Source organism: Micromonospora cathayae (assembly GCF_028993575.1).
Lineage (GTDB): Bacteria > Actinomycetota > Actinomycetes > Mycobacteriales > Micromonosporaceae > Micromonospora > Micromonospora cathayae.
Genome location: NZ_CP118615.1, coordinates 5,891,106 through 5,903,869, shown reverse-complemented (window position 1 = coordinate 5,903,869; position 12,764 = coordinate 5,891,106). Strand labels below are relative to the sequence as shown.

Below are 12,764 nucleotides of genomic sequence, written 5' to 3'. Positions count from 1 at the left end.
ACCTCGTCTGCCAGCGCGGCCACCGACCCGCATCCATCGAAGATGGCACATCACCCATCGGATCGGAAGGGATCGGAGGGTCCTCCCGAATGGCGGGCCTCCGCAATGACGTTGGCGGTCGGTGGGGAGCGAATGGTGCGGGTGGCGATGAAGCGTCACCCGGTAGCTGCTCCGCTTCCCCAACGGTCACGTCGATCTGCCGGAGCCGTCCCCGCACTGGCAACCGGGCGAGGTGTGGGCGGGACGGCATCGACCAGCACCACCAGCCCGCCGAGAAGTGCCGCGTCGACGCTGCGGAGACCGTTCGTGGCGGGGTGCTCCCGGTCAGCCGGCGAACGTGTGGTCGGGGAAGCCGGGTACCCGTGGCCGGATCCGGAACAGCGCCCCCGCCGGGGACCGGTCGCCGGCCGGCAGCCCCTGCCGGGAGGTCGTGACGTACAGGTCGGCGAGGTCCGGGCCGCCGAACGTGCAGGCGGTGGGCCGCCGGACCGGCAGCGACACGACGGCGGTGAGCCGGCCGTCCGGGGCGTACCGGTGGACCGCGCCCCCGTCCCAGAGGGCGACCCAGACGCCACCCTCGACGTCGACGCACAGACCGTCCGGCGTGCCCACGTCGGGCGGTACCACCACCACCGGCCGGCGGTCCCGCAACTCGCCGGTGGCCGGGGCGACCGCGAAGGTGTCGACCCGCCGGGTCGCCGAGTCGACGTACCAGGCGGTCGTGCCGTCCCGGGTCCAGGCGAGGCCGTTGGAGACGGTCAGCCCGGTGAGCACCGTCTCGACCGCACCGCCGGGGCTGAGCCGGTACAGGGCCGCCCGACCCGGTGCCGCGTCGTAGGCCATGGAACCGCAGTAGAACCGTCCCCACGGGTCACACCCGCCGTCGTTCATCCGGACCGACGGGTCAGACCAGATCTCCGGCAGCAGTTCCACCGCGTCGTCGCGCAGCAGCGCGAAGCCCCGCTCGACCGCGGCGACCAGTCCACCGCCGGCTCGTGGCCGGACGGCGGCGACCACCGGGGCGACGTGTCGGCGGCTGACCGCCCCGTTGGTCGGGTCCAGGGTCAGGATGTCGCCGGCCAGCATGTCGACCCAGCGCAGCCGCCGGTCGGCGGGACACCACACCGGCCCTTCCCCGTGCTCGGCTACCGGCGCGGTGACCTGTTCCAGCGGGCCGGCGTTCACAGGTAGTCCGCCGGCCAGTGGAAGGCACCGGGCGCCTCGACGATCGCCCGGACGTGCCCGGGTGTGGCGTGGACCGGCCGGACCATGCCGGTGTCGTCGGTCTCCGTCACCGGTTCGGTCAACAGGGCGGGCAGCGCCGCCACGACCGCCGGGTCGGCCGGTAGCCGCGCTGTGCAGCGTCGTACGTGGTGGTCGGCGGCGGCGCGGGCGACCGCGCCGAACAGGACGGACAGGGCGTCCGGCCGGTCCGGTCGGACGGCGACCTCCACCACCTGGACGTGCCCGGGTGTCCAGCGCGAGACCAGGTAGCCCGCTGGCTGCCCGCGGAACCGGGCGACCAGCGTCCGGGTGGGCGGGGCGTACCACACCGGCACCCGTAGCTCCCAGTCGGCCGCGTCGCGCACCGTGCTGAGCGGCCGGTGCGCGTTGAACGCCGCGTGCATCCCGGCGAGCTCCGCCCAGTCCACGGCGGCGGGCGCGTGCACCGTCCAGCCCGACGGGACCGGGGCGGGTACCGCCGCCGGCCGGCCGCTCGGGTAGCGCAGGGTGAACGGCCGGTAGCCGCTGGACAGGTAGACGCCGGGCGTGCCGGTGAACAGCAACGACCAGGCGCAGCCGTCCGCCGCCATCACCGCGCCGGCCAGCTCCAGGAGGCGACGGACGTGGCCCCGGCCCCGCGACTCGGCGCGGCTGGCCACGTTGGCGACGCCCCCGACCAGGTCGATGCCGCCGGCGGCGTTGCGGATCCGACGGGGCAGGTAGTGGACGGCGGCGACGACCGTCGCGGCCTGCACCGCCAGCAGGGTACGGGGGAGGCTGCCGGGGTCGCGGCCGTGCAACTCGGTGACGTGCGCGTCGGTGAACGCCTCGTCCCACAGCGCGTGCAGCGACGGTACGTCCGCCGCGGTGGCCGGGCGGAACTCGACCGGGGCGCTCACGCCGACGCGAGCGGGTTGCGCTGCCGGCCGAGCCCCTCGATCTCCGTCTCCAGCACGTCGCCGGCCACCAGGTACGGGAACCGGCCGGACAGCGCCACCCCCTGCGGGGTGCCGGTGTTCAGGACGTCACCCGGCTCCAGCACGGTGAACTGGGACAGGTGCCAGATCAGGTAGGCCACGTCGAAGATCATGTCGGCGGTGCGGGAGTCCTGTCGGGGCTCGCCGTTGACCCACGAGCGCAGCCGCAGCGCCTGCGGGTCACCGGCCTCGTCCGGCGTGACCAGCCACGGGCCGAGCGGGTTGAACGTCTCACACGACTTGCCGGTGGACCACTGTCCGCCGGGGTCGGCGAACTGGTAGTCCCGTTCGGACACGTCGTTGGTGACGGCGTACCCGGCCACGTGGGCGAGGGCCTGCGCCGGGGAGTCGAGGTAGCGGGCCCGCGTCCCGATCACCACGGCCAGCTCGACCTCCCAGTCGGTCTTCGTCGACCCGCGCGGGATCAGCACCGGGTCGTACGGGCCGACCACCGTGTTCGGTGACTTGTGGAACAGGATCGGCCGGTCCGGAGGGGCCGCACCGGACTCGGCGGCGTGCGCGGCGTAGTTCTGCCCGATGCAGAGCACCGCGCCGGGCCGGGCGATCGGGGCACCGATCCGCTGCCCGGTCACGTCGACCTGCGGCAGTGGCCCGGCCGCCCGGACCCGTCCGGTCGGGTCCGCGGCGAGGAACGCCGCGTCGATGTCGGTGGTGACGCCGCTGAGGTCGAAGTGACGGTCGCCGTCGAAGAGCACCGGCCGTTCGGCGCCGACCGGGCCGATCCGCATGAATCTCATGGTGTCCTCTCCAGGAGGGCTGGGCGGGGATTGCGACATGGGTGGCGTCAGCCCGTGCGGGCGAGCAGGTCCGGTGTCACCGCGTGGACGAGGGGCCGGCCGGCCAGGTAGCGGACGATCTCGTCGACGACGATCTCGCCCTGCCGCCGGCGGCCCTGCACGGTGCCGGCGGCCTGATGCGGGGTGAGCAACACGTTGGGCAGCGCCCGCAGCGGGTGGCCGGTGGGCAGCGGCTCGTCGTCGAAGACGTCCAACGCGGCGTCGAGCCGGCCGCCGGACAACTCCGCGACGAGGGCTGCCTCGTCGACCAGCCACGACCGGGCGGTGTTGACCAGCCCGGCGCCGTCGGGCATCAGCGCCAGCTCACGGGCACCGAGCAGGTGCCGGGTCTCCGGCAGGGTCGGCGCGTGCAACGCCACCACCCGACTGCCGGCGAGCAGGTCGTCCAGACCGACCAGCCGGACGCCGAGCCGGGCGGCGTCCGCCACGCTGAGGGTCGGGTCGTACACGCTGACCTCCGCGCCCAGCGCGCGCACCAGTTCCAGGTACGCCCGACCGGTGCGGGACGCGCCGACGACGCCGACCGGGCAGCCGAGGATCTCGTGCCGGGGCGGCGCCTGCTCCGCCCGGTCCCAGCTCGTGCCGGCGCGCAACGCGTGGTCGAACCGGTGCGTGCGGTGCAGCAGGGCCAGCGTGAAGGCGAGGGCGACCTCGGCCACCGACCGGGCCATGCCCTGCCCGGCCTGGGTGACCGCGACACCCCGGGCGAACAGTTCGGGGGTCACGAACGGCTTGACCGAGGCGCCGGTGTGCGCGACCAGCCGCAGCGCCGGGGCCCGGTCCAGCAGGGCCGCGTCGAGCCGGGGGACACCCCAGGAGGTGACCAGCACCTCCGCCCGGGCCAGCAGCGGTGCCAGGTCGACGCCGGTGAGCGCCGCGTGGTCGTCGACCGGTGTGGCGTCGGTGATCGTGGTCAGCCGGTCGCCGATCCGGTCCGGGAAGAACTGGGCGCGCAGCGGCGCGGACACCGACACCACCGTCACCGGACGGCGGCCACGGCCGGGCGGGGTCACCGGTCCACCGCCCGCCGGCGGCCGGTCACCGGAGCCAGTCATCGCGGTGCTCCACGACGAAGTCGTCATCGGTCAGCCACGGGTAGGCGGCGGCCACCCGGGTCAGCTCCGCGCCTTGGCCAGGTGACAACCCCTCGGCCGGGTCCAGGCACCAGACCCCGTCGAGCAGGCCCTGCCGGCGCAGCACCTCGTGCACCCCGGCGATGCAGCCGTGGAACCCGTTCGCGGCGTCGAAGACCGCCGCGTTGGCGTCCGTGACCGCCGCCGCGCGGGCGGTCAGCTCCGCCAGCGCCGCCGCGTCGCCCGCCCGGGCCGCCCGTACCCGGTCGACCATGGCCACCGCCGCGCGCGTCCACACCGCCCACTGGCCGAGCAGCCCACCGACGAAGCGCCGGCCGGCGAAGTCGCCGAGGAGGTCGCCGAGGATGTGGTCGTCGTTGCCGGTGTAGAGCGCCACCTCGGCGCCCCGGTCGGCGGTGGCGATCCCGCGTACCGCCTCCAGGGTCCGGTAGCGGTCGAACGGGGCGAGTTTCACCGCGACCACCGACGGCAGGTCGGCGAAGGCCCGCCAGAACGACGTCGACAGGAGCGGCCCGCCGATGGCCGGCTGGAGGTAGAAGCCGATCACCGGCAGCACCTCGCCGACCGCCCGGGCCCGGTCCAGCAGGTGCGCCTCGTCGACGCCGGGCACGACCGGGGACAGCAGCACCGCGTGGTAGCCGAGACCGGCGGCCAGTTCCGCCTCGGCGACGGCCTGGGCGGTGTCGCCGCAGGCCCCGGCGATCTTCACCACCGGCCGGCCGGCCTCGGCGTCGACCGTCTCGCCGGCCAGGGCGAGCACCGGTCGCAGCAGCCCGGCCTCGCGGATGCCGAACTGGGTGGTGTGCACGCCCACGGCGAGTCCGCCGGCTCCGGCGGCCAGGTAGTAGCGGGTCAGCGCCCGCTGCCGACGCTCGTCGAGGTGACGGTCGGCGGTCAGCGCGAGCGGGTGCGCGGGAATGACGGTCCCGCCGCGCAGCAGATCCAGGGACATGTCAGAACCTGCCGTCGCGGACGGTGAACCTGGTGGGCTTGCCGGAGGTCGGCAGGCCGGCGGCCAGGCTGTCGGCCTGCCAGTCGATCAGCGTGCCCAACGGCACGTCCGGGTAGCCGAACAGCGCGTGGCAGCGGGTCGCGTCGTTGAGCAGCGCGGTCGACGCCTCGGTACCGACGTACGAGACCGGCCGGCCGAGGCGTTCACCCATCCGGGCGGCGATCCGACGCACCGAGGCGGTTTCCGGGCCGGTCAGGTTCAGGACGAACACGTCGGGTGAGGCGTGCCGCAGGGACCGCAGCGCCACCTCGTTGGCGTACCCCTGCCAGACCACGTTGACGTGGCCGGTGGTGACGTCCACCGGCTCACCGGCCAGCACCGCCTGACCGATGTCGGCGAGCACCCCGTACCGCAGGTCGACCGCGTAGTTGAGGCGCAGCACCGCGACCGGGGTGCCCCGGGTCGCGGCGGCGTGCGCGAAGACCTGCTCCCGGCCGAGGCAGCTCATCGCGTAGTCGCCGATCGGGCCGGGCGGGTCGCTCTCCACCGAGCCCCCGCTGGTGACCGGCACCATCGGGTAGACGTTGCCGGTGGAGAAGGCGGCGATCCGGGCGGTCGGGTAACGGCGGGCCACCGCGGCGGGCAGCACCGTGTTGACCATCCAGGCCAGGTGCGGGGCGGCGGCGGTGCCGAACTTCGCGCCGACCATGAAGACCACGTCGGCGGCGTCCGGCAGACCGGCCAGGTCGACGTCGCCCAGCAGGTCGAACGTCACCGGTTCCACCCCGTCGGCCGCCAGCGCGTCGGCTGCCGCCCGGTCCGACCAGCGCGACACCGCGTACACCCGGTCGCCGGTGCGGCCGGCGGCGTCGAGCCCCCGGCGCGCCAGCCGGCACAGCGACGGGCCCATCTTGCCGCCGGCGCCGAGCACCACCAGGTCGCCGGTGTCGCCGGCCAGGTCGGCGACGAGCGCCGCGGACGGCCGGGCCAGCCGGTCCTCCACCTCGGACTCACTTCTGAACACTGCACTCATCCCTTGATTCCGGACATCGTGACGCCCTCGGTGAAGTACCGCTGGCCCACGAGGTAGGCGGCGAAGATCGGCACGAACGCGACGACCGAGCCGGCGAGCATGACGTTGAGCGGCACCTGCTCCTGCTGGAGGGAAGCGATGCCGACGGTGAGGGTGCGCATGTCCCCGCTCTGCCCGATGATCAGCGGCCAGAGCAGGTCGTTCCAGTGCCACAGGAAGACGAAGACGCCGAGGGTGGCCAGGATCGGCTTGCACAGTGGCAGCACGATCCGCACGAACATCCGCCACTCCGACGCGCCGTCGATCTTCGCCGCCTCGAACAGCTCGTCGGGTAGCCCCTGGATGAACTGCCGCATCAGGAACACCGCCTGCGCGTTGGCCAGGGTGGGCAGGATCAGCCCCCAGTAGGTGTCCACCCCGCCGACCTTCGCGATCAGGATGAAAGTCGGGATCAGGGTGACGTGGTAGGGCACCATCACCATCGCCAGGAACGACCAGAACATCGTCTCCCGGCCGGGGAACCGTTTCTTCGCGAACGCGTACCCGGCCATCGCGGCCAGCAGCAGCACCGCGACGACGCTGACCACCGAGTAGATGGTGGTGTTCAGCAGCCAGCGCAGGATGCTCCGGGAGTCGAGCACCGTCGCGTACGCGTCGACGCCGAGCGGCCACGGCAGCAGGCTGCCCGGGAACTCGACGGCGGCGGCGGGCTTCAAGCTCAACACGACCATCGCGTAGAACGGAAAGAGGGTGACCACGCTGGCCACGGTGAGCAGCACGAACCGCAGCACGGTGCCGGCCGGTCCCGGTTGCAGCGCCCGGTAGGAGCGGCGTCGCCGGGCCGGCGGGCCGGGCGCGGTGGGTGTGCGGGTGGGGGCGGTGCTCGTGGCGGTCACGTGTTCCTCCCGAAGGTCAGCCGCTGGATCAGGGCGACGACCAGGGTCATCGCGAACAGGGCGACGCCGATCGCGCTGGCGTAGCCGAGGTCGAAGTACTTGAAACCCTGCTCGTACAGGGCCATGACGAGGGTGTAGCTGGCGCGGGCCGGACCGCCGCCGGTCATCGCGTACACCAGGTCGAAGACCTGGAACGAGGCGGTCGTCTCGATCACCAGCAGGAAGAACAGCACCGGCTTGAGCTGGGGCAGCACGATCCAGCGGAACCGCTGCCACGGTCCGGCGCCGTCGGTGAGCGCCGCCTCCTCCTGTTCGCGGGGCAGGTCCTGCAGGCGGGCCAGCACGATCAGCATGCCGTACCCGAAGTGCGACCAGACGCCGACCATCGCCAGCGCCGGCAGCACCAGGGTGCTGGAGGCCAGCCACGAGTCGTCGGGCAGGCCGAGCCAGCCCAGGATGCGCGACCACGGGCCGGCGGAGGAGAACACCCAGGAGAACACCGTGGCGACCAGCACCAGGCTGGTGACCACCGGCAGGAAGAACACCGACCGGAAGAAGCCGACGCCCCGGAAACCCCGCCGCACCAGCAACGCCAGCCCGACCGACGTGGCCACGGTCAACGGCACGTACAGCAGGGTGTAGCCGACCGTGACCCGCAGCGACTGCCAGAAGACCGGGTCGTCGGCGAGCCGCCGGGCGTTCTCCAGACCGGTCCACTCGGCGTCGCCGCCGATCGTGTACTCCATGAACCCGAGCACCAGCCCGGCGATGGCCGGGCCGAAGCGGAACGCCAGGAACAGCAGGAACGCGGGAAGGACGAAGAGCAGACCCCATCGTGCCTCGCGCCGGGCGATCACCCGCCGGGCCCGCCGGGCCGGCAACTGAGCTGGTACGGCCATCTCGCCATCCTTCTTCGCAGGTCGGACCGGCCGAGTCGGCCGGTGGGCGGTGCCCGGCCCGCCGCCACCCCGCGGCGACGGGCCGGTGGGGTCAGAGCAGCGCGTCGGCGGCCTTGGCCGCGTCGGCGAGCGCCTGCTCGGGGGTCTTCTTGCCGATCAGCGCGGCCTGGATCTCGGGGGCGAGCACCCCCATCACCTCGCGGCTCTTCTCGTTGAGCGGGCCGACCGTGGTGGTGCCCAGGGTCTTCTCCATCTCGGTGTTCACCGGGTCCTGCGGGTACAGCGACCCGGCGGACGTCTTGGCGGAGAAGTAGCCGCCGGCGACGTCGTACGCGGAGGCGACCGCCGGCGCGGTGACGAAGGTGATCCACTCGCCCGCGGCCTTCTTGGCCTTGCTGCCCTTGAGGATCGAGAGGCTGCCCACGGTGCCGTAGCCGACGCTCTTGACGTCGCTCAGCGGCGGGAAGATCTTGATGTTCTCCTTGCCCCAGAACTTCTCCACGTCGGCGGGGACGTGCTGCCAGGTGCAGGCGACCTTGTTCTTCGCCACGTTGGTCTGCTCGAACGCCGGGATGCTGGTGATCAGGTCCTTCTCGACGTAGCCGCCGTCGACGAGCTGCTTGAGGAAGGTGAGCGCCTTGACGCCCTCGGGCCCGGCGAAGGCCACGGACGTGCCGTCGGCGGTGAACACGTCACCCCCGGCCTGCCAGAGCAGCGGGTAGAAGGACTGGTTGAGCGTGGCGCTCGGGTCGGCGTAGTAGTTGGTGGCGTCGAAGCCCTTCGCCTTCAGCTTCGGCGCGAGGGCCAGCAGCTCGGCCCAGGTCTTCGGGTACTCGGTGAGCCCGGCGGCGGCGAACACCTTCGCGTTGCACATCAGCGGGTTGCTGCTGGTCAGGATCGGCGCGCCGAGCATCTTGCCGTCGAGGGTGACGGCGGCCCGGACGTTCTCCCGGTAGTCGGCCTTCGCGTCGGCGGGCAGGTAGTCGTCCACCGGCTCGATCATCTTGTGGAACTTGCCGAGCTGGTCGGGGATCAGGTAGACGACGTCCGGGCCCTTGCCGCCGGCGATCGCCGCCGTCAGCGACTCCTCCCGCTTGGCCCACGGGAAGATCTCGACCTTGACGTCGACGTCCGGATGGTCGGCCTCGAACGCGGTGACCTGCTTGTCCCAGAAGCCCCTGTGGGCGGCCTCGTCGGGGACCACCGGGTAGATCCACATGGTGACGCTCTGCTTGTCGCCGCCGGCCTCGGAGCCGCCGCCGCAGGCGGTGAGCAGCCCGGCCGCCAGCACGACGGCCGCGACCGGTGCGAACCTGCGAAGTCTCATCTGTGCGTTCCTCTCGAAGTGGTTCACTGCGCGGGCACGGTCACGACCGTGCCGGTGAGCCGGGCCGTCTCGGCGGCGAAGACCGCGAGGTGGCTGGCGAGGGTCTCGTCCAGCCCGGACCGGATGTGGTGGCGGTTGCCGGTGGCCACGGCACGGACGAAGGCGTCCATCAGCCCGGTGTCGCCGCCGCCGTGGTCGTCGGCGGCGGTGGACCCGCCGACCGTGCCGCCGTCGAGGACCTCGATCCGGTCGGCGCGGAAGTCGTGCACCCGGACCCGCTCACCGTCACCGGACAGCGATCCGTGGGTGCCGAACAGCTGGGTCTGCCGGTGGGTCTGTTCGGTGAAGGCGGCCATGGTGAAGGTGGCGGTGACGCCGCCGGTCAGTTCCATCGCCACGACCTGGTGGTCGACGACGTCGTTGTCGCCGGAGTACACGCACCGCCCGTACGGGCCGGTGCGCAGCGCCTTGACCAGCGCGGCCTCGTCAGTGCCGTCGGTGACCACGCTGACCGGCCAGATCGGCCCGTGCTCGCGCAGCACCGGCAGGTACAGCTTCGGCGCCGAGTACGGACACGCCGGCTCGACCGGGCAGTCCAGGCACCGGGCGGTCGCCCCGGCCGGCGCCTGGTCGGGTCGGAAGTGACGCAGCCCGCCGAAGCTGGCGACCCGCTCGATGCGCCGGCCGGTGACGTACCCGATCCAGTCCAGGTCGTGGCTGGACTTGGCCAACAACATCGGGGTGGCCAGGTCCTCCCGGCGCCACGGACCACGGACGTAGGAATGGGCGTAGTGCCACCAGCCGACCGGTTCGAGGTGCTGGACGGAGACGATCTCGCCCAGCAGCCCGCTGTCCACCACCCGCTTCACCAGGTCGGTGTAGGGGGTGTACCGCAGCACGTGGCAGACGGCGAACAGCACGCCGGTGGCGCGTACCGCGTCGACGATCTCGCGGCACTGGTCGGCGGTCGGCGCGAGCGGCTTCTCCACCAGCAGGTGCCGGCCGGCCCTGGCGAACGCGACGGCCGGCTCCACGTGCATCCGGTCCTGGGTGGCCACGATGACGGCGTCCACCGGTGGGTCCGCCGCGAGCAGGTCCCGCCAGTCGGCGAAGTCCGCCGCGCCCGGGTGGGCGGCGGTGATCATCCCCCGCTGGTGGGGGCGCGGGTCGGCCACCGCCACCAGCCGCGCCCGTCCCGGATGGGCGGCCACCCACCGGGCGTACGTCTGGCCCCGGTTGCCCGCGCCCACCAGCGCCACCCGTACCGGCCGGTCCTGCTGTCGCACCTGGCTCCTCGCCTTCTCTCGTCGCGGTGTGGTCAGACCGTCAGGTTCCCGGCGTCGCGCACGCGCGGCCCGACGGCGGGCAGCTCCCGGGACACGCCCTCCTCCACACACCCGGTGTGGTGCAGATGGGACCCCTCGCCGAAGCCGGCAGCGGCCAGCCGCAGCCGCCCGCCGGTGAACTGCGACCCGACGGCGGAGTACCGGTTGACGCCGCCGTCGACGCTCACGTGCGCGGTGCCGGCGTCGCTGGTGGTGCTCAGGTAGCCGCCCAGCTCCCACCGCACCGCACCGGTGGCGGCGGCCCGGGACAGCAGCGCCTTCGCGGCGTTGGTGCCGCTGATCACCGCCCCGCCGCCGACGCTGATCCGCTGGTCGGTGGCGCCGGCCAGGCGGATGCCGGTGTCGGTGAAGGTGCCGCCGGTCACGCGCAGGTCGGCGGACTTCACGGTGGCCGGCGCGGCGTCCGGCGCGCCGACGAGGGTCACGTCGGTCAGGTGCAGTCGCCCGGGGCCGCCGAAGGTGTGCCCGTCGACGCCACGGATGGTGGTGCGGACCAAATGCACCGGCGTGGTGACGTTGGCCTGCACCACGTCGGTGCCGGCGGTGGCCAGGGTGAAGGAGCAGCCCTCGATGACGTTGGGCCGCTGCGACCGGGTGGACTGCTGGGAGATGATCAGCGTGTCGTCGGCGGAGCAGCCACGGAGCTGGACGCCGTCGGCGTTGACCCACATCATGCCGGAGCCGGCCAGCCCGGCCTTACGGATGACCTGGACGTCCTCCAGGGTCAGGTCGGTCACCTTCACCCGGGCCACGAACCAGGAGCAGACGTGCTTGCGCACGGTGATCCGCTTGGCCGCCGAGCCCCAGGCCGCCCCGGAGTTGGCGAACGTCATCAGCCCGGAGTTGCCGGTGTAGACCAGGTCGTGTTCGTACTGGCCGTGCGTGACGAACGGGCCCTGGTCGTCGCCGTCGCCGTGGCAGTTCGTGACGTACCCGTACGCCGAGGCGGTCCAGTCGTTGAGGTGCCGGGCGTTGGAGGTGCGGCAGTCCTCGACGTGCCCGTACAGGCAGTAGATCTGCTGGGTCAGGTAGCCGGCGCCGCCCCAGGTGACCGAGGTGGGGTTCGTCAGCGTGCAGCGGGCGGTGTGGAAGTAGGTGCACCACCGTCGCATGATCACGGGCCAGAACGTGCCGGTGGCGTCGACGTCGGTGACGTCGCAGTGCACCGCGTACTCGTAGGCGATCGGGTGGGAGCCGGTGTACTGGTCGGCCCCGGCACCGGTGAAGACGAGGTTGCGTACGTGCACCCGGCTGACCGGCTCGACCCGGGTCCAGGTGAGGGTCCGGCCGGCGGCCAGCTCCCAGCCGTTCTTGTAGTTGACCCGGATGTGGGTGCCGTCGACGATCTGGGTGACCTGGACCAGCTTCTGCAGCTCGCGTTCCCAGGTGCCGGCGAGGCGGTTGACCTCGACGGCGTACCACTGGCCGACCGCGAAGGCGGCGGAGTCGGCGACCTGGAAGGAGTCCCAACCCTCGCGGACGGTCTCGGTGAGGGTGTGGGTGCGTACCTCGTCGGTGACCTTCCCACGGAAGAACAGCACCGCGGCGAACGGGTCGTCGCGGCCGGCGTCGGCGATGCCGGTGGTGGACATGGTGTGCCCACCGAAGTCGAGCACCAGGTCGCTGCGGGTGAACCGGTGCCGCTGAACGAAGCGCAGGTCGGAGTGGGCCTCGATGCGGTGCACGGTGGGATCGCCGACCATGGCGTCCAGGGCGGCGTCGGCGGGGGTCCTCGCGTCGAAGATGCCGAAGTGCCGGAACTCGACGACCCCGTGGTGCACCTGGAGCCAGCGGCCGGGCCGGTCCCGCCGGCCGTCCCCGCGGCGCGGTCCGGCGCTGTCGGGCGCGAGGACCGTGCCGCCGTTGTCCACGGCGGTGCTCGTCGCGTCCCAGCGGACCAGGCGGGCACCGCCGTCGCCGGCGGCGAAGTACCCGTCGACGTGCACGACCTGCCCGTCGCGCAGCGCCCGGGTCGGCAGGTCGAGCAGCGCGGCGACGGTGCCGACGTGCAGGATCGCGTCGCGACCCGGGGCCGGCGGGGCCGCGGCGGCGCCCGGCTCCGGTGCGGCGGACGCGGCGGTGGCGGGGGAGAGCGCGAGGGCGGTACCGGCGACGGCGAGTCCGCCGAGGCCGGAGGCGCGCAGCAGGGTTCGGCGGGAGGTCGGTTCGGAGCGGTCCATGGGGGTGTCTCCTCTTCC

General features: G+C 73.0%; 11 protein-coding genes. All 11 read right to left on the bottom strand.

Going from position 1 to position 12,764, the window contains the following annotated elements:
* Positions 1–324 precede the first annotated feature (324 nt).
* The 11 genes from PVK37_RS25950 to PVK37_RS25900 all read right to left on the bottom strand — a co-directional run bounded on the left by PVK37_RS25950 (position 325) and on the right by PVK37_RS25900 (position 12,746).
* Positions 325–1,185 carry an SMP-30/gluconolactonase/LRE family protein gene (locus PVK37_RS25950; RefSeq protein ID WP_275030435.1) on the bottom strand — a complete coding sequence of 287 codons (861 nt, stop codon included), beginning with the start codon at positions 1,183–1,185 and terminating at the stop codon, positions 325–327.
* Positions 1,182–2,123, bottom strand: a complete 942-nt coding sequence (locus tag PVK37_RS25945; RefSeq protein ID WP_275030434.1) for a GNAT family N-acetyltransferase — start codon at positions 2,121–2,123, stop codon at positions 1,182–1,184. Before PVK37_RS25945 ends, PVK37_RS25950 begins: the two co-directional genes overlap by 4 nt.
* Positions 2,120–2,950: a fumarylacetoacetate hydrolase family protein gene (locus PVK37_RS25940; RefSeq protein WP_480212889.1), complete on the bottom strand. Its 831-nt coding sequence runs from the start codon at positions 2,948–2,950 to the stop codon at positions 2,120–2,122. The genes PVK37_RS25945 and PVK37_RS25940 overlap by 4 nt, the downstream gene beginning before the upstream one ends.
* A gap of 56 nt (positions 2,951–3,006) precedes the next feature.
* A complete protein-coding gene (locus PVK37_RS25935) occupies positions 3,007–4,074 on the bottom strand; it encodes a hydroxyacid dehydrogenase (protein ID WP_275030432.1) in 1,068 nt (355 codons plus the stop codon).
* Entirely contained in the window at positions 4,058–5,065 is a 1,008-nt protein-coding gene (locus tag PVK37_RS25930; RefSeq protein WP_275030431.1) for a dihydrodipicolinate synthase family protein, read from the bottom strand. The genes PVK37_RS25935 and PVK37_RS25930 overlap by 17 nt, the downstream gene beginning before the upstream one ends.
* 1 nt (position 5,066) lies before the next feature.
* Positions 5,067–6,089, bottom strand: coding sequence for an NAD-dependent epimerase/dehydratase family protein (locus PVK37_RS25925; protein ID WP_275030430.1), 1,023 nt, complete (start codon positions 6,087–6,089; stop codon positions 5,067–5,069).
* Between the two features lie 5 nt (positions 6,090–6,094).
* Positions 6,095–6,994: a carbohydrate ABC transporter permease gene (locus PVK37_RS25920; RefSeq protein WP_275030429.1), complete on the bottom strand. Its 900-nt coding sequence runs from the start codon at positions 6,992–6,994 to the stop codon at positions 6,095–6,097.
* Positions 6,991–7,893 (bottom strand): carbohydrate ABC transporter permease, encoded by a 903-nt coding sequence (locus PVK37_RS25915; RefSeq protein ID WP_275030428.1) that lies wholly within the window; start codon positions 7,891–7,893, stop codon positions 6,991–6,993. Before PVK37_RS25915 ends, PVK37_RS25920 begins: the two co-directional genes overlap by 4 nt.
* Positions 7,894–7,984: 91 nt before the next feature.
* Positions 7,985–9,220 carry an ABC transporter substrate-binding protein gene (locus PVK37_RS25910; protein WP_275030427.1) on the bottom strand — a complete coding sequence of 412 codons (1,236 nt, stop codon included), beginning with the start codon at positions 9,218–9,220 and terminating at the stop codon, positions 7,985–7,987.
* 23 nt (positions 9,221–9,243) lie between these two features.
* Positions 9,244–10,506 carry a Gfo/Idh/MocA family protein gene (locus PVK37_RS25905; protein ID WP_275030426.1) on the bottom strand — a complete coding sequence of 421 codons (1,263 nt, stop codon included), beginning with the start codon at positions 10,504–10,506 and terminating at the stop codon, positions 9,244–9,246.
* Positions 10,507–10,538: 32 nt separating this feature from the next.
* Positions 10,539–12,746, bottom strand: coding sequence for a hypothetical protein (locus tag PVK37_RS25900; RefSeq protein ID WP_275030425.1), 2,208 nt, complete (start codon positions 12,744–12,746; stop codon positions 10,539–10,541).
* Positions 12,747–12,764: the final 18 nt, after the last annotated feature.